Genomic DNA, 21,385 nt, shown 5'->3' with positions numbered 1-21,385 from the left:
TAATATAAATATAATTTTATCATTACTATGGAATATTTATTATTTATTTGAAGACAGAGGATAAAAGTTAACTAATAGTTTGATAACTCCACTAAATTCATATCAGGGTCTCTTATATAAATAGATTTTATATTGCTAATTGCACCAGTTCTTGGAACTATTCCTTCTATGATTTCTATACCTTGTGATTCTAAAAACTCTTTTACATCTTCAATTTTTGTATCTACAATAAAACACAAATCTGCACTTCCTTCTTTTACATTGTAAGCTTTTGGTTCAAATTCATTTCCTAGTTCATGAAGATTAATCTTCTGGTTACCATACTTTAAAGCAATACGAGAGCCTTTGAAAATCTCTTTTTCCATGCCTAATATTTGAGTATAGAACTCAACAGTTTTATTTATATCTTTAACAGTTAATACAAGATGATCTAAGTGGTTTATTTTTATCATGAAAAATTATATCATATTATAGAGATATCTTTTAGCAAGAATAGATAATTTTTATATCAATATATGTATAGAGTAAAAAAATTTTAACAGATATAATTACCTCACTAAATTTAAAAGGAGTTCTAATGGAAGAGTTTTATGCCTTTACCATGCTACTTTCTATTGCAACATTTACTGTAAGTAGTACTATGACTCCAGGACCAAATAATATTATGCTTTTATCTTCTGGACTAACATTTGGATATAAAAGGACTATTCCACATATACTTGGTGTGACATTAGGTTTTTCTTTGATGGTTTTACTTGTGGGACTAGGCTTTGGAATTATATTTGAAAAGTTTCCAGTAGTTTTAAAAGTACTCAAAGTTGTAGGAATAGCTTATCTTTTTTGGATGGCATATAAAATAGCAACTAGCAAAGGAAGTATGAATATAAAAGAAAAAAGTAAACCTTTTAGTTTTATACAAGCAGCACTATTTCAATGGGTTAATCCAAAAGGTTGGATTATGTCACTTACTTCTATATCTATTTTTGTAAGCTCCAAAGAGGATAGTATTACACAAGTATTAATTATATCTCTTATTTTTTTACTATCAGGAATGCTTTCAACCAATACATGGGCTATTGGAGGGGTTGCTTTGAAAAGATTTATAAAAGATGAAAGTCATGTAAGAAAATTCAATATCATCATGGCGATACTACTTATAGCCTCTGTGATACCGTTTATATTTGAATAACTATTTTAGTAGCAAAAATAATATTTAGTTTTTGCTACTTTTTATATACTCTTCTAACTCATTTAAAGAAGTAAACCACGATATTGTAAATAGATCTTTTTCTAACTCTTCTCTTATATTATCAGGAATACGAATAGACTCTTTTGTCTCAAAGTTATAATGAATAAGCACGCACTTTCCAGTAGTACATAGCTTACCTTCTTGATAAACGGCATGACATAGTTCAAGGGAAGAGTTACCTATCTTAGAAATCCCTGTCTTAACAATCACTTCCTTACCCCAAAATACCTCTTTTAGAAAATCAAAAGAGCTATGAGCCATCACAAGATTCCACTTCTTTACATCAACCTTTGGCATAAAGATATGGAAAATTGGGTCACGAGCAGATTCAAACCATACTCCATAAGTGTTATTGTTTATATGCCCTAAAGCATCTGTTTCTAAAAATCTTGGTCTTATTAGTTCTGTGAACATTCTTGCCTCTTATATTTGATAAATTGTATGGAATATTTTAACTAAAGGGGTTTAAGTTTGGGCTTTAAATATTCTCTTGAAGAACAAGTTCTTCGCTTTCTTACTTTTTAGTGTTAAAAAGTAAGGCAAAAAGCCACCAGCCGAGTTGTCAAAGGCAAAGCTTCCCTCCCAGTTTCAAATTTGTTTTCTAGTCTGCGGAACTCGCAAAAAAGAGTGAGTTTATCACTCTTTTTCACTCAGACAGTCCTCGACTTTTTCCGAAAAAAATTTAAAACTACTCGGCTTTGACAAAGGCTGGGATTTCTTTGGTGTTTTGGCTTTTATTTTTTAATTTATTGTATATTTCTAATATTATTTCATTCTTTCCAAAAGCCTTAATATTATATTTTAATAACTCTTTTCCAATATTTCCATTAAATGAAATATGCTCAAAAAATTCATACTCTTCAACTTGTTTTTTAAATCTTCTTTTACCAATACTTCCTAAACAATGATAAAATAAGAATTCTAATTCATCTTTCATAAATTGGGCTCGAAAAATACCTACATATCTTTGTTTATTTTCAATATTACTATTATCAATAAATTTTAATATTTGATATATTTGCCCAAAATACACACCAGTATTTTTTTCATGATTATTATTAAACTCATCATAACTATTGTAGCTTTTATACCAACCTAAAAGTAATTTAATTGCTTCTAAAGAATAAGAAGTTTTTCCTATAGAAGGTTTAACTGAAAAATTATTCTTATTCTCAATAAAAAGGTCAAGTAATTTAAAAAAAGTATTTTCAAAAATTTGTAATTCTGTAGCTTTATTTTGAAGTTTTAAAGATTCACTCTGCTCTTGTTGTGCAATTCTAGAACCTTTTAATTCCTCCCTAGTTGCTTCTAATTCTTCTCTTGAAAGTTTCAATTCATCTGTTTGAATTTTGATAGTATAAAGTAATGCCATGAAACTTAAAAATGCTAATATTGGATTTAATGTACCACCAATAAAGTCTCCAAACTGTCCAAAACTTTCTGTATCTGATGTAATAGTAAAATTCCAAAATATAATCTTGTAATATCCAAATATGCTAACAATACAGAATAATGCAAATAATCCAAATGATATTAAAACCCATGGTAACTTTTTTTTATTATCTTTTTTATTTGAAGAAATTTGATTGATAAACATCTAAATCCTTTTTAATAGGTATTTTAGTCAAGGTCAAGGCGGGGGAGTTTTTTGGCGAAGGAGCCTACAAGTAGTAGGTGACTGAGTTAAAAAACTCCTCCAACGCAGAGATTGGTCTAAAAGACCTATTAAAAATCGTCGAAGTCGATTGAACCTTTACTGTAGTTAACTACGTTTCCTTCGAAGAAATTCGTTCTTTGGTCATTAAAACTTGCATATCCATCTACCCATGGTATTGGATGTTTTACGTTATATTCTGGTTTATATCCTACTGCATCTAATCTTTTATCTGCTAGATACTCAATATATTGTCTGATGATTCCATCTGTAAAACCTAGGATTTGACCTTGCGTAATATATGACCCCCAAGAAGCTTCTAAATCAACTGCTTTTCTGAACATTCCTCTTACAGTTTGTTCTAACTCAGGAGTAAATAGTTCAGGTCTCTCTTTTCTTGTAGAGTTAATCATATTTTGGAAAAGTAGTAGGTGTGTTACTTCATCCCTTTGGATGAATTTTATCATTTGAGAACTTCCTAACATCTTCCCTGATTTTCCTAGGGCATACATTGCTGCAAAACCTGCATAGAAGTATAGCCCTTCTAAGATTTGGTTGGCAAACATTGCTAAAACCATTTTTTCATCTGTAATATCATCAGATAAGTTATCGTAAACAGCCGCTATGTAGTTGTTTTTTTCTCTTAATTGAGTATCAGTTTTCCATTTGTCATAAATCTCATCTGTATTATCAGAAATTGACTCAACCATAACTGCATATGATTTTGAGTGATTTGCTTCTTCATATGATTGTCTTGAAAGACAAGCATTGATTTCTGGAACTGTTATATAAGGGTTAATATTATCCATTAAGTTATTTGTCTGTAGCGAATCCATAAAAATAAGCTGAGATAAAACTAAGTCATACATTCTTTTTTCTGGTGCAGTTAGGTATTTATAATCCTTTGCATCACCTGTCATTTGTACTTCTCTTGGAAACCAAGTATTAGCTTCCATAGTATCCCACAGGTTTATTGCCCATTGGTATTTCATTCTAGTGAAATTTATCATACCATCTGGATTTCCACCAAAAATTCTTCTATCGTTTAAACTCTCTTTTGATTCTGGATTGTATATAGTTTTTCTTGCCACTGTTTTGCCTTATATTATTTTTCTTCTTATGGGAAATCAGATTATCTTATTGACAACCTGAACACTCCATACTTCTATCTTCCACATCATTTGCAGCTTCTGGTGATTGACTTCTTAGGTAATAAGTTGATTTTAGACCTAATTGCCAAGCTAAAGTATAAATTTGGTGCATATATTTACCACTTGCTTTATCTAAAGACATAAAGATATTTGTACTTTGTCCTTGGTCAATCCATTTTTGTCTTACTGCTGCAGCTTTGATTATATCCAATTGGTCCACATCATAAGCTGGTGTATAATAAGACCATGTTTCAGGACTTAATTTTGGAACAACAACAGGAATAAGTCCTGATAAGTTCTCTTCATACCATTTTCTTTTATAAACAGGTTCGATTGCTTGTGTAGTTCCAACTAAAATAGAAATAGATGAAGTAGGAGCGATAGCCATTAAGTATCCATTTCTCATACCATCTTTTTTAACTTGTTCTCTAAGTGCATCCCAATCATAACCAGCATCAAATAAGTCTTTATCTACTAAAGCATTTACAGCTTGTGGTGCATGGTCATGTGGCATAATACCTTTTGACCAGTTTGAACCTTCAAAAGTAGGGTATATACCTTTTTCAACTGCTAATTCAGAACTTGATTTGATTACATTGTATGAAATTGCTTCCATAACTTTATCAATCTTTTTCAAGTGGTCTGAACTTCCCCATGCAAGCTTCTCTTCTGCTAGCATTTGAGATTCACCCATAACACCAAGACCAATACTTCTTGATTTTAGGTTTGTAGCTTTTACTTTTCTTAGAGGATAGAAGTTTAAATCAATAACATTATCTAACATTCTAACGGCTGTTGGAACAACTCTTTCAATATCCTCTTTTGTATGGATTTTACTTAAGTTAACAGAAGCCAAGTTACAAACTGCTGTATCACCATCAGTTTTCTCTTTTTCAACTATAAAGATTTTTTTACCACCAATAGAGTCTAGGGCTGTTACTTTATTTGCTTTTTTAACTATTCCAGAATCCACTTTAATAGTATCATCTTCATCATGTACTTCTATTACACCATCTTCAAACTCTAATTTTATCTTATATCTATTTGGGTTTGTATTTTGGAATATCTCTGTACAAAGATTTGAGCTTCTGATATGTCCAACGTGTCCATTTGGATTTGCTCTGTTTGCATTATCTTTGAAACATAAAAATGGAGAACCAGATTCAAAATATGAAGTTAAAATCTTCTTCCATAAATCTTTTGCTTTGATTCTCTCTTTTACAATAGAATCATCATGTTCATACTCTATATATCTTTTTTCAAATGCTTCCCCATGAAGTTCACTTAAATCTTTTACATCATTTGGATCAAATAGTGTCCAGTGTGAGTCTTCCATGATTCTTTGCATAAAAATATCTGAAATCCAAAGTGCTGGGAATAAATCATGAGCTCTTCGTCTCTCTTCCCCTGAGTTTTTCTTTAAGTCAAGAAAATCAGAGATATCCATATGCCAAGGCTCTAAATAAACTGCAATTGCACCTTTTCTAGTACCTAATTGGTCAACAGCGATTGCAATATCATTTGTGATTTTTAAAAATGGAACAGTTCCACCAGCAGCACTTTTGTGACCATCAATAGCTCCACCTAAGGCTCTAATTTGATTCCAATCCCAACCAATACCACCACCAAACTTAGATAGTAGTGCCATCTCTTTATAACCATCAAAAATACCTTCGATGTTATCTGGGCTTGATCCAATATAACAAGATGATAGTTGGTGTCTATTTGTTCTTGCATTACTTAGTGTTGGAGTTGCTAACATAACTTCAAATTTAGAAACAACATCATAGAACTCTTTTGCTCTTGCTTGTTTATTATCTTCGTTTTGTGCCAAGAACATAGCAATACCCATAAACATATGTTGTGGTAACTCTATTGGCTCAGAATTTCTATCTTTGATTAAGTATCTATCATATAATGTTTTAATACCAAGGTAATTAAATTGTAAATCTCTTTCTGGCTTTAAATAACTATCTAAATCATCTAAATCATATCCACTCTCTAATCCTGGAATCATTCTTCCAGCTTCTTGTGCAACTTTTATATAATTGCTCATATGTGAGTAAGCTTCACCTTTTACGCTATTTGTTGTTCTTCCAACTCTGTGATATAGATTGAATATAAACAGTCTTGCTGCAACAAAAGTCCAATTTGGAACATCAATATCGATTTTTTCAATTGCTGTTTTTAATAGGGCATCTTGAATATCAGATGAACTCATTCCATCAATAAACTTTATTTGTGAATCAAGTTCTAACTCACTTTGAGAAACACCCTCTAAGTCTTGTGTTGCTGCAATTGTCATCTTTTGGATTTTAGTTATATCTAAAACCTCTTTTCTACCATTTCTTTTCTGAATCATTAAAGCCATCATCTTACCTTTAAATAGATTTTATTTTATTATTTAAAAACTCTTTTAAAAATTGCATCTACATTTTTAGTGTAGTAGTCAAAATTAAAACACTCTCTTATTTGCTCTTCTGATAAAGAGTTTCTTAACTCCTCATCCCCTAATAAATATTGTAAATATAAAGATTCGCCTTTTTCATTTGTAGTTGATTTACCTTGTTGTATCTCTTCCCAAACTTTCATTGCGTTTCTTTGAACTATTCTATAAGCATCTTCTCTAGAAACTCCAGCTTTTGGAAGTTCTAATAATACTCTTTGTGAAAATACTAATCCACCAGTTTGATTTAGATTTTTCATCATGTTTTCTGGCATAACTGTTAAGTTAGCAATTACGTTGTTCATTCTATGTAACATAAAATCACTTGTAATAAAAGCATCTGGCAACCAAAATCTCTCAGTTGAAGAGTGTGAAATATCTCTTTCGTGCCATAATGCTACATTTTCCATAGCAGGAGTTGCATATGATCTAATCATACGTGCTAGTCCTGTGATATTTTCTGTTAAAATTGGATTTCTTTTATGTGGCATAGCTGAACTTCCTTTTTGCCCTTTTGCAAAATACTCTTCAGCCTCATATACTTCTGTTCTTTGTAAGTGTCTTACTTGTACTGCAAACTTTTCAACAGAACTTGCAAGTAGCGCAAGTGAAGTTGCAAGTCTTGCATATCTGTCTCTGTGAATTACTTGATTTGAACAAGGCTCAGGCTTAAGTCCAAGCTCTGCCATTGCATACTCTTCAAGCTCAAGTGGTGCGTGGGCAAAGTTACCCATAGCTCCAGAGATTTGACCCACAGAGATAACTTCCATAGTCTCTTCAAGATTTTTAAGATGACGGCTCACTTCATCATACCAAACAGCTAAAGTCAAACCAAATGTAATAGGCTCCCCATGAATACCATGACTTCTTCCTACCATCAAAGTAAATTTATGCTCTTGGGCTCTTTTTTCAATAGATTCCATTAACATCTTTACATCTTCAATGATGATTTCTAAAGAGTCTCTCATTTGAATTGCAACACCAGTATCAACAGCATCTGATGAAGTCATACCATAATGGAACCATCTTGATTCTTCCCCAAGTGATTCAGATACACTTGTATTAAATGCGATTAAATCATGTTTTGTAACAGCTTCGATTTCTTCTATTCTCTCAACAGAAAACGTAGCATTTTTAACTATTTTTTCACAATCAGCATCTGGAATAAGCCCAATTTTATTCCAGGCTTTCACTGCTGCTTTTTCTACCTCAAGCCATGCAGCATATCTTGCATGTTGAGTCCACTTTGAGCTCATCTCTTCTCTTGCGTATCTTTCAACCATTCATAAATTCCTTGTAGCACTTTTTAAATTTTTTGTATTTTTATCATAAATTTCGATTTTTTTTAATATGATATGTTATCTACTTTAGTCAAAGAATCTTATTAATTTTTGGTTAATTTTTACTTAATTTAAGGATATAGTTTTGCCGTTCATATTAAAAGAATACCCCGCACTCTCTGGAGAAAAAATCCAAGTGCATTTAGTCAAAAATCTAAAGATAAAGACGTCTACAGCGCAAAAGTCTATTAGTAAAGGAAGAGTTTTTGATGAAACTTTCAATACTTTAAAATATGGTGATATTATAGATTCAGACTTAATTTACATGGCACAATTTGAAGGTCATACAAGAGGCTTAAAACCACTATTTCAAAGCAAATTCTTTGCTATTTTTGAGAAACCTTCTGGAATTGTTGTTCATCCAATTAGCAAGAATACAGAATACTGTTTATTGGACGAAGTGCGCTATCATTTCGGGCCTGATGCCAACTTAGTACATAGAATTGATGCAGAAACCTCTGGATTAATTATGTGTGCAAAAGATAGAGATATAGAATCTAAGCTAAAATTAATGTTTGAAGAGAAAAAATACAAAAAATCTTACTTAGCCATAATAAAAGGTGAGTTAAAAGAGTCTGTTACTATTGATACTTCTATTCAAAAAGAGGGTAAAAATATAGGGGTGAGAATGGAAGCAGGGTTAGAAGGAAAGAAATCAAAAACCATAGTTAATCCCTTACAATATAATGAAAAAAAAGATTTAACACTTGTAGAGGCCATACCAGTAACAGGAAGACAACATCAAATAAGAGTACATCTTTATTCTATAGGTCATGCCATATTAGGTGATCCTATTTATGGCGTTGAGGATGAATTTGCTGATGCTTATTTAGATAGAATGTTAGATGAAGAAAAAAGAAAAGAGGTAAGTGGTTGCCATAGATTATGGCTTCATGCTAACTATTTAGAGTTTAGTTATGAGGGTGTTTTATATAAAATATACTCTAAAAACAAAGATTTATATAATAAGTTTATGGAGTAAACTAAAAATAGTTTACCCTAAATTATGAAGCTAATGAGCAGTTAAAACAGTTTGAGATATCCGTACACTTTGCACACGCAGGTGCAGTTTTTCCTATACAGTCATATAGATACTTTTTCCATCTAACATCATCAGGTTTCATTTTTGCTAGTGTTGAGAAGTTTGCACTCATAAGTTTTCCCATCTCTGCTCTGCTTGGTAATCCCAAGTCAGAATAAAGATGTCCCATCTCGATAGAAGTTTTTGCTATAAGAGGAGCTAGGGTAGTTTTTATATCTTCATTATTTGCATGTTTTACTAAAAGAGCTAAAACCTCTTTTTCCATAAGTTCTAAATCAAGCATACTAAACTCCTTTAAATTGCTTTCTTATAAGTCACAATATTCAAATTCCATTCCCTCAGGCTTTTCTACTCCATTATTATCAGCTAAATATAGGTTTTTTAGCTTTTTTAGCTTTGTAAAACTCTCTGGCAATCTTTTAATATTGTTATCTTCTAAATCCAACTCTTCTAGGTTTTGAAGCTCTCCAATATTTTCTGGAAGTCTTATTAGGGAATTTGAGCTTATACTCAAATTGTTTAAATTGCTTAATTCACACACCTCATCAGGTAGTGTTGTTAAAAAGTTATTATCCAAAATAAGAATTTTCAAATCTTCTAATTTACTAACATTAAAGTCCAATGACTTCAAGGAATTTTCACTTAAATCAAGTTTTATCAGCATATCATGAGATTCTAAAGATGGTAAATCATCTATTTGATTTCCCTCTAAAAGTAGTGTTTGTAGCTCTTCTATTTGAGAAATAGAGTTGGGTAATTTAGTTAAGTTGTTAAAGGAAACATCTAAATAATATAAAGACTTCATCTTAGAAAAACTATCAGGAAGTTCATCTAACTCATTAGTATCTAAAGAGAAGTATAAAAGCTTATTTAGCTTTTCTAAATCCTTATCCAACTCTTTTATCTTGTTTGCAGCTAATGTAAGTCTTGTAAGACTTTTCAAGTCATATAACTCTTTTGGAAGATACTCTAGTCTGTTCCCATTTAGATTTAAAATCATTAGTTTAGATAAGTTTCCAATACTACTTGGAAGTTCTGTAAGTAAATTATTTTCACATTGTAGGTTTTTTAGATATTTAAAGTCTCCTATGCAATTGGGTAACTTCGTTAATCTATTATTTGATAGCTTTAAAACTGTTAGATTTTCCAACACAGAAAAGGATTCGGGGATTTCTCGGATTTTCTTTTTTGATAAATCCAAATGAGTCATGCCGTTTATATCATCAATATGAGTGGAAATGAAAGCGCTTAATCCGTTTGTATGAACCCATCTAACAAAATCTTCAATTTTACTTCTCATTTTGTCCCTTTAATCTATCATTCATAGCATCTATTAAAAATGATACTTCTTCATAATCAACAAATCCAAAGTCGACCATATTAAACAATGCCATAAGAGGTTTTCTACAACAAGTTTTATTACATCCTGTAACTAACTTTTTAGCTTTCTTATATGGAAGATCTGTAGTTTCAAATATTTTTACTGCATCAAGAACTGTTTTCTCTCCACATTCACAAATAATTTTATATTTTAAATCTTCCATAGTATTTTATCTTAAATAAGGATGTTCGTCTAGAAAGCTTTCAACATCTTTCATAGCTAAGCCTATCTCTTCACTAAGTTGAGGCAACTTCACATAGTCAGTCCAGATTGTATCTTCAACAATATCATGCATAACGCCAGCTTTTTCTACAACTTTTCTTTTGTATTTTGCTAACTCTTTTTTCTTCTCTTTTTGTTCAGGTGTTAAATCTGCCATAATATTCTCCTTTTAAATTTGTTCCCAATTTAAAAGGGAACCTTTCATTTTCTACTTCTTTTTACAAGATGGCAAAGCCACCTTTAAAGAAGCCTTGTGCTTGCACTCTCTTTGAGAAATCCTAAAGAGTACGACGAGTCGTACTTTTTCTAAATTGCATATAAATTCTCTAACTTTATTTCAGGTTTTTCACCTAAATAAAGCAAAGTAAAATTTGCATCTTTTTTAAATTTGTAACTCTCATAGAGTTCACTTATCTCTTTTATATCTTTTGGTATAAAAGCAAAGATTTTCTTTAACCCTCGATAATACAAAACTCCTCTTAAAAGCTTTTCAGCATCTAAGTAAGATTCATTTTGCATAAGCCAAGGTGAGATTCTTATATATCTTTTATTTACAACATAAGAGTGCATAAAACCACTTGTAGTAGAGAGCTTTAAAGAGTTTGAAAAAACACAATCTTTTTTTATATACTCTTCTCTATCATCCCAAAATACTTTTTTATCTATCTCTTTAGATATCTCCACATAATTTTCACCGCTTACTTGTTTTGCAGTTGAGTTTGAAAAATTAAATGCAACAGCCTCTCCACTATGCATATATCTCAAAAACTTTGAATGCTCTTGAAACTTAAATGCTGTGAAATATGAGTTTAATTTATCTTCAACTAAAACATAAATATTCATACTTGAGACATTTTGAACTAAAAGTTTTATAAGTCTTGTTAGAACTTCTTTATGTTCATCCAAGACATTTATTACATTTATAAAAATATGTTTACTAAAAGCATAAGCACTAATTACTCCAACTATTTTACCCTCATCATAAGCAGCAAAACAGTATTCAGGATATACTTCATAGGTCTGCTTTAATAACTCTAGGTCAAAAAGCTTATCACTTTCTATTATTGCAGAAAGCTCTTCTTCGAAACTATTTCTTAAATATCCAACGAACATAAGTATAACTCTTCCAATTCTTTTATATCTAACACTTTCTTTCTACTTGTCACAATCTCTCTTACTATTGGCAATATTTTTTGTAAACTCTCTTTTGTTGGAGTTATTCCCAATGCTTGTAGATGAAAAAGTAGTGTTGATGTTCCTGAATGTTTTCCAATAGGGAAACATCTCTCTAGCCCAACATCCATAGGAGTAAATGGTTCATAGGCACTTTTTGATTTCATCATACCATTTACATGAATACCTGACTCATGTGAAAAAATATACTCTCCTACAATAGGTAAATTAGTATCAATTCTTCTATTTGAAGCTAATCCTACTGTTTGAATAAGTGCTTTTAATTTATCAGGTTTTATTTGAGTATTTTTTCCAAGAAGTCTTGCCAAAGTCATCAATACTTGCTCAAAAGATGCATTCCCCGCGCGTTCACCCAATCCAATAACTGTTGTATTAGCACTTTTAGCTCCTGCTTCATAACCAGAAATTGCATTTGCTGTTGCCATACCAAAATCATTGTGGGTATGCATCTCAATATCAAGTAAATCTAACTTTGTAAGTTCACTTATATTTTGATAAGTTTTTGTTGGTGTTAATATTCCAACCGTATCGCAATATCTAAATCTATTTGCACCAAGACTTTTACCTAAGGCTAAAATCTCTTTTAAAAAATCCAAATCCGCGCGACTTGAATCTTCTCCCCCAATGCAAACAAATAACCCTTCTCTTTTAGCCTCAATAATAACTTTTTCAAGTTGTGCTAAAACTTTTTGTTTATCTCCACCGAATTTTACATCGATTAGAATATCTGAAACTGGAATAGACAAATCAACCGCTTTTAAGCCACACCCTAAAGAGGCTTCCAAGTCAGACATTGTTGCTCTATTCCAACTCATAATTTGAATAGGAAGATTTAAAGCTAATATCTCTTTTAGATCATCTTGCTCTTTCTTTCCCATTGCTGGTATTCCAACTTCAAGTTCATCAGCGCCCGCTTCATAAAGTTTTTGGGCAATATCAAGTTTCTCTTGTGTATTAAATGCTACATATGGTGCTTGTTCGCCATCTCTTAAAGTAGTATCATTAATAAGAAACATAATATTTACCTTTTGTTGGATTATAAGTAAACATGCAAAAACTATTCCCTAAAAATTTATATGCTTAAAATCTCCTCAGCATGTATCTTTTTTAAATCTTCATTTTCAAGTTTTTCATAGGAGTATAAAAAGCAGCAAGGTTTCTCTTTGATAGTTTTTTCTATTTGCCAAAACTCATCAATAGAATCAACAATATAAATCTTATCTGCTCTTAATGATTTTAGAGGAAAACCAATGGCTCCATGGCAAGTAGTTACAGGATAAAGTTCTAGTAACTCACTATTTATAGAGATTGGTCCATTTCCTTTTAGGAGTATAACTTTTGAGTTCATCAAATAAAGCTAGGGTTTACCCTAACTCTTTTTGTGATTTTGCTTCAGCACTAAAGAAATATTTTTGAGCTGCTGCAAATACAGATTTTTCTATTGGTTGTAGTGCATATGAGTCATCAGAAATCAAGTTGATTTGAGATAATTCTTCTTGAGGACATCCACCAATTTTTTCTGTTAAAAGAATATCTACATCTTTTAGTGTATTTTTAATCTCTTCAATTGGATAAGAACCATCACAATCTTCAGGACCTTTACAATAAGCATTTTCAACTTTTCTATGCATTACAAATTTGATAGCTTTATCACCAACTTCGTAAATTAAGAACTCTGTAGCATTACCAAAGTGTAAGTTTACTGTTCCTTCACCAGCTGTTGTAACAGCTACAAGTTTAGTCTCACCAGTAGAGCTTAACTCTTGTTTACTAGCTTGTTCTATTTTGATTCTTTCATTTGCAGTATCAAGTGCTGCTCTCCAGTTTTCAATAACTTCATGTTTTTTAGCTCTTGCTTCCATGTTATATTGTTCTTGTAACTCTTCCCAAGACATATTTTGGAAAACATCAGGAGTAAACTCTTCTCCTCTATCTTCACCAATAAGTCCAACAGCATCTGCACGACATTGTCTACAGTGACTCATTAGTTTCATATCCATACCACATGCTTCTTGTGCTGCCATTACTTCTTGATCAGTAGCACTTGCTTGTCCTGTAAGACCATAATGTGTTCCATACTCTTCTTTAGAAAGAAGTGGCATAATATTGTGTAAGAATACATTTAACTCTTTAAGTTTTTTAGCTACATTTACTAACTCTTTATCATTAACACCAGGAATTAAAACAGAGTTTGCTTTTACCAAAATACCTCGCTCAGTAAGCATTTTGATACCTTTTAGTTGTTGTTCTAAAAGAATTTTTGCACCCTCAGCTCCAAATACTTTTTCATGATTCCAATGTACCCATGGGTAAATTTTAGCTCCAATTTCACCAGTCTCATCAACTGAATTAATAGTAACTGTTACGTGATCAACATTGTATTTAACCATTTCATCAACATAATCAGGAAGTCTTAGTCCATTTGTTGATAAACATAATTTTTGATCAGGTGCTTTTTCGTGAAGCATTCTAAATGTATCAAATGTTTTTTTAGGATTTGCTAGTGCATCTCCAGGTCCTGCGATTCCTACAACTGAAAGCTGTTGAATATCCCCACCTACATATAAAACTTTTTTTACTGCATCTTCAGGACTTAATTTCGATGAAGTTACACCAGGACGACTCTCATTTGAACAATCAAATTTTCTATTACAGTAGTTACATTGTATATTACAAGCAGGTGCAACTGCAACATGAATTCTCGCGTAATGTTGATGGGCACCCTCAGAATAACATGGATGATTGTTAATCTTATCCATAACCTCTTGTTGTAATTCCTCTTGCGTACTACTTGATGTACAAGAACAACTCATAGTATCTCCTTTTTAATTATATGAAGTACCTTATGCATATAGCGTTCCATAAAATTTCTGGGAATAAAAAATGCATAGAGTACTTATATAAGGAGATAATATGATTCCAGTAATTTTTTACGAAAAACCAGGGTGTGTAAATAACACCAAACAAAAAAAGAGATTAGTTGATTTTGGTTTTAATGTTATTAGTACTAATTTACTAAAGACAAACTTTTCAAAAAATCAACTTCTAGATTTTTTTGGAAAAAAGAGTATAAAAGATTGCATAAACCCTAATGCTCCTATTGTAAAGAACAAAGAACTAGATATAGAAAATACCTCAGAAGATGAGATATTATCTCTTATGCTTTCTAATCCCATATTAATAAAAAGACCTCTTATAGCAATTGGTTCTAATAAATTTTGTGGATTTGATTTAACTAAAATCTTAGATTTTAAACTTAAGGAGATAAAATGAGTAATATTCAAGAGAAGATTAAAGAGCAGTTATTGCAAGAAGTTTTTTCAAACATTGATAATATATATGATTTCATGGAGACAAGATTTGAACTAGATGAACACTGCAATAAAGATATAGTAAAAAAGTTAAATGAACTTAAAGATGTGGTTTATAAAGTATCAACACTTAGTGACCTATCATAAACTTAAAGGTTGTGGGCTTGAAACTTTTTTGCAAACAGTAAAAGTACAATCCCAGAAACTACAATAAATGCTGTTAAATATAAAGCATAATCATAATTACCAAACTTCTCAATTAAATACACACTATATAACGGTGCGATAACTTGCCCAATTCCATAAGAAGTAGTAAGTGCACCCATTAGTACAACTGGATTTCCTTTTGACAAATGCCCACCTAAAGTCATAAACAAACCAACTAATCCAACAAAAGTCCCACCATAAAGAACTCCACTTAATAAATTTAGATAGATATTATTTGTAAAAGTTGGTATTAAAATTCCAACTGCTTGAAGGGCTAAAGCTATAATTATTATGTTTACACTTCCATATTTGTGAGCAAGTCTTAACCAAATAATACAAGAAGGAATTCCAGCTATTCCAACAAGTGTCCAAGTTAGGTTTCCATACCCTTGAAGTCCTGGCAAAGTATTGATAATATCAGGTAAAAATGTACCTTGAACAACAAAACCTACCCCTTCTGTAAAATAGGCGATTATTAAAATAATTACAAAAAAAGTGAAAATTGATTTGTCAAATTTGTGTTTTACAATTTTTGTGTCAACTTTTTTGTCAAATGATAAAATATACATAGAATAAATAGAGATAATAATCCCAAAAATAGCTAAAACTATCCATGAGATTTGCCAAGAGTTACTAAAATGTAAAACAGCTCGATTAATCAAATCAGTAGTTAAGATGGAAAACCCTATACCAGAAAAGTGTATCCCCATAGCTTTAGTTTTACTCTCCATATTTAACTTAGTCATTACAATAGCAGAACCTACAACAAAAGCCATAGCTCCCCCAAAACCAGCCAATAGTCTTGAGATTATCCAAATAGTTTCATTGGTAGTAATCCCTAAAACAAAAGTATTGATAATACAAATAAAAATACCTATTCGAAAAAGTATTACCTTTTGATTTATATCTTTTATAAAAATTGAGAGAATCGAACCACTTAAATACCCTGCAAAATTTAGTGAAGCTAAAATACCTGCAAAGGTAATATCTAAAAAATCTTCTAACATATTTGGGATTAGAGAGGTAAAAACAAACCTTGAGATACCAAGACCAATAATTACTGCAAAAATACCTGCTATTAGTATGGCTAAGTTATCATTTCTATCAAATAATCTATTCAAATATTTTCCCTCAGTTTCAAAATATGAGTATAATATCAATAAATCTAATCCTATGTCAAATAATAAATAAAAATTAGTATATAAATTTGTTGTTGAGGTATAAAGTGTGTTAAAAAGAAGAGTTTTATTTAATTATTCCAAATAAATTGGAGATGAGTAATAGTTTTAGTCAGTTATTTATACTCATCTCCATTTTATTCATCCTAGTTCATAGTCATTTCCAGCATTTTTCCATTTACTATTTCACCAAACTCTACTCCATACTCATAACACTGGGCAAGTTCTTCTGTAGTAGGTATTAATTTTATTTTTAAAGACTCCATTGGTGGAACTCTAAAGTTTAGTGATTTTAATCTATGTATTATCATATCAACAGCCTCGCCACTCCAACCATAAGAGCCAAAAGCACCACCAGTTTTTCCTCTTTTTTCCAATAACATCATACAAGAGAGTAAATCCCAAACTGGTTTTGGAGCATCTGCATTAATTGTGGGAGTTCCTATTAAGACACCTTGACTCTCTTCAAGTATATTTATCATATTTGACTCTTCAATTGAAGCTAAATCATAAACATTAGCGACAATTCCATCAACACTTTCTGCACCTTCAAATATAGCCTCTGCCATATCTTTAGTGTTTTTATAACTTGTTAGATAAAAAATCGAAATGATTTTTTTACCATGAGAGACATCTTTATAATTATCTTGACTCCATTTTCTATAGTAGTCAATGTACTGGGTTGGGTTTTCTCTTAATATTGGTCCATGAAGTGTTGCTATCATATCAATTTCAAGTTTGTCATAAAGTTTGATTGCATTTAGAGCATACGATTTAAATGGTCTCATAATATGGTCATAATAGTATTTAAAAGAGTAGAAAAAGTCTCCTACTAAGTCATTGAATAGTCTTCTATCGTGATAATGACTTCCAAAAACATCCCCTGAAAATAGTAACTTATCTTCTACTACATATGAACTCATAGTCTCAGGCCAGTGCAAATATGGCGTTGTAAGAAATTTAATTGTTTTATCACCTAAGGTCAAACTTTTATTTGTCCAAACAGTTTCAAAATCTATGTTTTCATTTCTTGTGATTGCTTTTAGCATAGGTGTTGCTTGGGGAGAGATTAGAACTTTTGCTTGGGGTGCTCTATTCATAAGTTCTGGTATTGCACCTGCATGGTCTGGTTCTAGATGGTGAGAAATAACATATTTAATCTCAGAATATGAACATAAAGACTCAACTTTTTTAAAAAACTCATCTTGAAATTCTAATTTAACCGTATCTAAAATAATCACACCTTCATCTGTTTTGATTAAGTATGCATTATATGAAGAGCCATTGGCTGTTTTCATAATAATGTCAAAAGTTCTAATATCTGGATCAAAAGATCCAATAAAGTAGATATTTGGTGCGATTTCTATAGGTTTATTTGAATACATGTTATTAGCCTATTAACCTTCTCATCCAAATGGGAGGGTTCTCTTTCATTTTAATTAATTTATTTAAAATATCTTCTATCTTTTCATCTTCTTTACTTGATTGCATTGGAAATATTTTTGAAGCTTTTACCATAAGTGATGCTTTTGGTCCGATTTGCTGTACATATAATATGTCACAACCTTCACAACACTCAATTTTGTAATTTAATTTCTCAATTTCATCTTCTATTTCAATAGAAGAGTCAACTGATTTTATAAAAGAGAAAGTATCATCTTTAATCTCATAAATATAAAACTCTTTACACCAACCAAAATGTTGATTGATGTGAATATTATCCTTTGAAGCAAATGCAATTTTCATAATATATAAATCCTAACCCTTGGATCAATTACTTTTTCTAAAGTACCTTTTATCATCTCATAAGTTCCAGTACTTGCAATAGAACATCCTACACAAGCACCTTGATAAGCAAGTCTTACTTCGATTTCAGGTTCATTTGCATAATCTATTAATAAAATATTTCCACCATCTTTTAATAAAATTGGTCTTATAAATCTATCCAAAGTATCATTTATAATTTCTAGCTGTTTTTCCATTGTTTGAGCTCTAAAGTGATCATTTAGTTCAACATCACTTGCTAACTCTTTATCTATACCTGTTAATTGTATAGTTGCCATTGTATGGCCATTTTGTGCAGCTTTTAACATACAATCAAAGCCCTCTTTTACTCCATTGATATTTTGTCTATCTTGAAGTAAAATAAGTGCTAATCTAAAGGCTGCTTGAGTATGATTTTTTCTAACCGCTCGTCTAAAAAAATCTTTTGCTTTTTCCATATCTTCTTCAACACCTATTTTTGTTTGATACATAAGTGCTAAGTTAAAGTTTGCAGAGTCATTATCATAAGAACTAGCTTTTTCAAACCAATCTTTAGCAATAGAATAATCCTTTTCTACACCTTCACCTTTTAAGTACATCAAACCCAAATTTGCCATTGCTTGGTCATTTTTTAGTTTTGCTTCTTCTTGCCAAATAGCATGAGCTTTTTCAAAATCTTTACTTTTATATGCAGCTAGTGCTTCTCTATGTTTCATAAATCTTCTTCCTTCATTTGGGTTTGGAATTTCTCTATTTGCTTTTAATTCTCTTTTAATATGTTCTTCTAAATATGTGTAAGCTATTTCAACTGCCTCATCATAATCCTCACTTGAAGCTTTTATATCAAAATCAAAAAACTCTACTAAAAAAGCATCTCCCACTTCATGCTCTCCACTGTAACACTCAAAGGGATAGTTTAATGATAAATAATAATCTAAATCTTTTTCCATACTAAAACTCTAAAGGCTTATAATCAATTCTATCTTGCATATCAATCACTTCTCTAAAAGGTCTAGGTTGATTTGCAGGTGAGTAAATTCCATTTTTTTTGTGAACTCTGATTTTATAAATACCCTCTTCATCTCTTTGAAGATAATACTCATCAAACTCTTGTGTATATGGCATATCCCAAGCAATTGCTCCAGGAGTTGGACATACATCAAAACACTTAGGAACTGAACAATCCACACACTCAATACACTTTTCAGGCTTTACATATGTAAATTCAGCATCAGCAATAGGCGCCTCATCTGCACTTACAATTGCAGTTGCAGGACACTCATCAACACAAGCATCACAATTGATACATTCATCGGTAATAATTACAGACATTTTTCAAACCTCTACTAATTTTTATCGCACTCACAAGAACAAGATGATGTTCCAGGATCTAATAAAGTGTCACAATTTGATTTTGTTACAAGTTTAGAAACATCATTTATAAAGTTTCTATATATCTCTTCTATAGTAAGAAAAACTTTTGTAGCACTATAAACTTTTATTTTATTCTCTTCCAAGTTTTTAAATACACCTTCACCCATATGATAAAAGATAGTCCTACTAGCACCTAAATCTTTTACACACTTTGCAGTATCTATTCCATTTCCACAGCCTCTGTTTTCTACAACACTAAAGTTTCCTGAACTTAAATCAAGAAGGGCAAAATATGGGGCATTGCCATATAAATCTGAAATCACTGTTGAATCTTCTTTACTTAATGGTATAGCTATCATTTGAAATCCTTTAAATAATTATAAAATTATCTATGCAAAATCTATTCCTTTATTTTAAAAGGAACAGATATTGCAAATGATATAAACAGATATAAGGATAAGACCATTATCCTCATTTAGGTTTTTGCTACTTATTAAAAAGTAGACAACAAAGGAACTAAAATGGTAAATAAAAAATTAATTCAAGAGTTACTAAGCGAAAGTGATTGTTCACATAATAAAGAGAAAAAATCATCTTGTGATAAGCCAAAACCAGGGGCAACAAGTGGTGGGTGTGCATTTGAGGGGTCACAAATCGCACTTTTCCCTTATGCAGATGTGGTTCATCTTGTTCATTCCCCTGCAACTTGTATTGGAGCGTCTTGGGAAACAAGAGCTACTTTAACTTCTCATGAGGGAGATAACAATACAGTTAGTGGTTATACAACAGATGTAAATACGAATGATGTAATATTTGGTGGAGATAAAAAACTCGAAGAGTCTATTGATTACATTGTTGAAAATAAAAATCCAAAAGCTATCTTTGTATATGAGACATGTGTCACTGCAATGATTGGTGATGATATGGATAATGTATGTAATAGAATGGAGAAAAAATATAAAATTCCTGTGGTTGTCATTCACTCTCCAGGTTTTGTAGGTGGTAAAAACTTAGGTTCAAGACTTGGTGGAGAGTCAGTTTTACACCAATTAATTGGAACAAAAGAGCCAGAACTTATCCATCCTTTTGGAATAAATCTAATTGGAGAGTATAACGTTACTGGTGATATGTGGCAATATACTCCTATTTTAGAAAAAATTGGAATAAAAGTAATCTCAACACTTGCAGGTGATGGAAGAGTTGAAAATATTCAAATGGCACACAGAGCAAAACTTAACGTAATCGTTTGTGCAAAATCACTTATAAGCTTAACAAGAAAAATGCAAGAAAAATATAATATTCCCTATATAAGTATCTCTTTTTATGGAAAACGTGACACTTCAAATGCAATAATGAGTATAGTAAATGCTTTTGGAAATGAAGAACTTATAAAAAAAGCAAAAGAAGTAATTGCCCAAGAAGAAGCAAAACTTGAAGAAGCACTAATCCCTTATAAAAAAATATTAGAAGGGAAAAAAGCTATTTTAAATACAGGTGGAAATAAAACTTGGTCAATAGCTTCAGCACTTCAAGATATAGGTATAGATGTTGTTGCAACATCTGTAAAAAAAGCAACCTTAGAAGATAAAGAAATCTGTGCTAAATATGTAAAAATCCTTATTACAGATCCAGGGACAGAACAAGCAAAACTAATAGATGAACATAACATCGATATCTTACTTGCAGGTGGAAGAAGTTTATATACTGCTATTAAGAAAAAAGTTGCTTTTGTGGATGTAAATCAAGAGAAAAAGGTAAGTTATGGTGCATATAATGGACTTATTAACTTAGCAAAAGATGTTTGCAATGCTGTAAATAACAAAGTATTTAAGGTAGTAGGAACTCCTGAACCTTGGACTACAGAATAAAATA

Annotated in this window: 25 protein-coding genes; 5 read left to right on the top strand and 20 right to left on the bottom strand. The window is 31.2% G+C overall.

Annotation, left to right across the window (positions count from 1 at the left end):
• Positions 1-71: 71 nt before the first annotated feature.
• Positions 72-452: a VOC family protein gene (locus Q0617_RS02805; protein WP_298750259.1), complete on the bottom strand. Its 381-nt coding sequence runs from the start codon at positions 450-452 to the stop codon at positions 72-74.
• A gap of 125 nt (positions 453-577) precedes the next feature.
• Here Q0617_RS02805 and Q0617_RS02800 point away from each other — a divergent pair, with 125 nt between their 5' ends.
• On the top strand, positions 578-1,189 hold the full coding sequence (locus Q0617_RS02800; protein ID WP_298750257.1) for a LysE family translocator: 612 nt from the start codon (positions 578-580) through the stop codon (positions 1,187-1,189).
• A gap of 24 nt (positions 1,190-1,213) precedes the next feature.
• Here the strand turns inward: Q0617_RS02800 and Q0617_RS02795 are convergent, their stop codons facing one another.
• The 5 genes from Q0617_RS02795 to purB all read right to left on the bottom strand — a co-directional run bounded on the left by Q0617_RS02795 (position 1,214) and on the right by purB (position 7,783).
• Positions 1,214-1,663: a thioesterase family protein gene (locus Q0617_RS02795; protein ID WP_298750255.1), complete on the bottom strand. Its 450-nt coding sequence runs from the start codon at positions 1,661-1,663 to the stop codon at positions 1,214-1,216.
• Between the two features lie 274 nt (positions 1,664-1,937).
• Positions 1,938-2,846 carry a putative phage abortive infection protein gene (locus Q0617_RS02790; protein WP_298750252.1) on the bottom strand — a complete coding sequence of 303 codons (909 nt, stop codon included), beginning with the start codon at positions 2,844-2,846 and terminating at the stop codon, positions 1,938-1,940.
• A gap of 128 nt (positions 2,847-2,974) precedes the next feature.
• Positions 2,975-3,994 carry a ribonucleotide-diphosphate reductase subunit beta gene (locus tag Q0617_RS02785; RefSeq protein WP_298750249.1) on the bottom strand — a complete coding sequence of 340 codons (1,020 nt, stop codon included), beginning with the start codon at positions 3,992-3,994 and terminating at the stop codon, positions 2,975-2,977.
• A gap of 46 nt (positions 3,995-4,040) precedes the next feature.
• Positions 4,041-6,425 carry a ribonucleoside-diphosphate reductase subunit alpha gene (locus tag Q0617_RS02780; protein ID WP_298750247.1) on the bottom strand — a complete coding sequence of 795 codons (2,385 nt, stop codon included), beginning with the start codon at positions 6,423-6,425 and terminating at the stop codon, positions 4,041-4,043.
• 29 nt (positions 6,426-6,454) lie between these two features.
• A complete protein-coding gene (purB, locus tag Q0617_RS02775; RefSeq protein ID WP_298750245.1) occupies positions 6,455-7,783 on the bottom strand; it encodes an adenylosuccinate lyase in 1,329 nt (442 codons plus the stop codon).
• A gap of 142 nt (positions 7,784-7,925) precedes the next feature.
• On the opposite strand from purB, the gene Q0617_RS02770 reads away from it, so the two are divergent.
• Entirely contained in the window at positions 7,926-8,822 is an 897-nt protein-coding gene (locus Q0617_RS02770; protein WP_298750243.1) for an RluA family pseudouridine synthase, read from the top strand.
• 22 nt (positions 8,823-8,844) lie between these two features.
• Here the strand turns inward: Q0617_RS02770 and Q0617_RS02765 are convergent, their stop codons facing one another.
• The 8 genes from Q0617_RS02765 to nifB all read right to left on the bottom strand — a co-directional run bounded on the left by Q0617_RS02765 (position 8,845) and on the right by nifB (position 14,492).
• Positions 8,845-9,165 carry a nitrogen fixation protein NifQ gene (locus Q0617_RS02765; protein ID WP_298750241.1) on the bottom strand — a complete coding sequence of 107 codons (321 nt, stop codon included), beginning with the start codon at positions 9,163-9,165 and terminating at the stop codon, positions 8,845-8,847.
• A 24-nt stretch (positions 9,166-9,189) separates the two neighbouring features.
• The gene (locus Q0617_RS02760) at positions 9,190-10,182 is read right to left on the bottom strand and encodes a leucine-rich repeat domain-containing protein (RefSeq protein ID WP_298750239.1); all 993 of its coding nucleotides are present in this window, start codon (positions 10,180-10,182) and stop codon (positions 9,190-9,192) included.
• Positions 10,172-10,426: a hypothetical protein gene (locus tag Q0617_RS02755; RefSeq protein ID WP_298750237.1), complete on the bottom strand. Its 255-nt coding sequence runs from the start codon at positions 10,424-10,426 to the stop codon at positions 10,172-10,174. Before Q0617_RS02755 ends, Q0617_RS02760 begins: the two co-directional genes overlap by 11 nt.
• 6 nt (positions 10,427-10,432) lie before the next feature.
• Positions 10,433-10,642 (bottom strand): CCE_0567 family metalloprotein, encoded by a 210-nt coding sequence (locus Q0617_RS02750; RefSeq protein ID WP_298750235.1) that lies wholly within the window; start codon positions 10,640-10,642, stop codon positions 10,433-10,435.
• 149 nt (positions 10,643-10,791) lie between these two features.
• Complete coding sequence (locus Q0617_RS02745) at positions 10,792-11,598, bottom strand: hypothetical protein (RefSeq protein WP_298750233.1); 807 nt, start codon at positions 11,596-11,598, stop codon at positions 10,792-10,794.
• Positions 11,580-12,695, bottom strand: a complete 1,116-nt coding sequence (gene nifV, locus Q0617_RS02740) for a homocitrate synthase (protein WP_298750231.1) — start codon at positions 12,693-12,695, stop codon at positions 11,580-11,582. The genes Q0617_RS02745 and nifV overlap by 19 nt, the downstream gene beginning before the upstream one ends.
• Positions 12,696-12,751: 56 nt before the next feature.
• Complete coding sequence (locus Q0617_RS02735) at positions 12,752-13,027, bottom strand: hypothetical protein (protein ID WP_298750228.1); 276 nt, start codon at positions 13,025-13,027, stop codon at positions 12,752-12,754.
• Between the two features lie 16 nt (positions 13,028-13,043).
• Positions 13,044-14,492 carry a nitrogenase cofactor biosynthesis protein NifB gene (gene nifB / locus Q0617_RS02730; RefSeq protein ID WP_298750226.1) on the bottom strand — a complete coding sequence of 483 codons (1,449 nt, stop codon included), beginning with the start codon at positions 14,490-14,492 and terminating at the stop codon, positions 13,044-13,046.
• Between the two features lie 100 nt (positions 14,493-14,592).
• Here nifB and Q0617_RS02725 point away from each other — a divergent pair, with 100 nt between their 5' ends.
• Together Q0617_RS02725 and Q0617_RS02720 are read left to right on the top strand one after the other, a co-directional pair.
• Complete coding sequence (locus tag Q0617_RS02725; protein WP_298750224.1) at positions 14,593-14,952, top strand: ArsC/Spx/MgsR family protein; 360 nt, start codon at positions 14,593-14,595, stop codon at positions 14,950-14,952.
• Positions 14,949-15,137: a hypothetical protein gene (locus tag Q0617_RS02720; protein WP_298750223.1), complete on the top strand. Its 189-nt coding sequence runs from the start codon at positions 14,949-14,951 to the stop codon at positions 15,135-15,137. The genes Q0617_RS02725 and Q0617_RS02720 overlap by 4 nt, the downstream gene beginning before the upstream one ends.
• A 2-nt stretch (positions 15,138-15,139) precedes the next feature.
• Here Q0617_RS02720 and Q0617_RS02715 read toward each other — a convergent pair whose 3' ends face one another.
• The 6 genes from Q0617_RS02715 to Q0617_RS02690 form a co-directional block, all read right to left on the bottom strand.
• Positions 15,140-16,318, bottom strand: coding sequence for a YbfB/YjiJ family MFS transporter (locus tag Q0617_RS02715; protein ID WP_298750221.1), 1,179 nt, complete (start codon positions 16,316-16,318; stop codon positions 15,140-15,142).
• A 203-nt stretch (positions 16,319-16,521) separates the two neighbouring features.
• Positions 16,522-17,760: an FprA family A-type flavoprotein gene (locus tag Q0617_RS02710; RefSeq protein WP_298750218.1), complete on the bottom strand. Its 1,239-nt coding sequence runs from the start codon at positions 17,758-17,760 to the stop codon at positions 16,522-16,524.
• 4 nt (positions 17,761-17,764) lie between these two features.
• Positions 17,765-18,121, bottom strand: coding sequence for a NifB/NifX family molybdenum-iron cluster-binding protein (locus Q0617_RS02705; protein WP_298750215.1), 357 nt, complete (start codon positions 18,119-18,121; stop codon positions 17,765-17,767).
• Positions 18,118-19,089: a NifU family protein gene (locus tag Q0617_RS02700; protein WP_298750213.1), complete on the bottom strand. Its 972-nt coding sequence runs from the start codon at positions 19,087-19,089 to the stop codon at positions 18,118-18,120. The genes Q0617_RS02705 and Q0617_RS02700 overlap by 4 nt, the downstream gene beginning before the upstream one ends.
• Before the next feature lies 1 nt (position 19,090).
• A complete protein-coding gene (locus Q0617_RS02695) occupies positions 19,091-19,471 on the bottom strand; it encodes a 4Fe-4S dicluster domain-containing protein (RefSeq protein ID WP_298750211.1) in 381 nt (126 codons plus the stop codon).
• Positions 19,472-19,485: 14 nt separating this feature from the next.
• Positions 19,486-19,872 carry a NifB/NifX family molybdenum-iron cluster-binding protein gene (locus Q0617_RS02690; RefSeq protein WP_298750209.1) on the bottom strand — a complete coding sequence of 129 codons (387 nt, stop codon included), beginning with the start codon at positions 19,870-19,872 and terminating at the stop codon, positions 19,486-19,488.
• A 162-nt stretch (positions 19,873-20,034) separates the two neighbouring features.
• Here Q0617_RS02690 and Q0617_RS02685 point away from each other — a divergent pair, with 162 nt between their 5' ends.
• Complete coding sequence (locus Q0617_RS02685) at positions 20,035-21,381, top strand: nitrogenase component 1 (RefSeq protein WP_298750208.1); 1,347 nt, start codon at positions 20,035-20,037, stop codon at positions 21,379-21,381.
• The last annotated feature ends 4 nt before the right edge of the window (positions 21,382-21,385 follow it).

Origin of the sequence: uncultured Arcobacter sp., assembly GCF_937982575.1 — a bacterium.
GTDB lineage: Bacteria > Campylobacterota > Campylobacteria > Campylobacterales > Arcobacteraceae > Arcobacter.
This window is presented reverse-complemented; position numbering and strand designations above follow the sequence as displayed.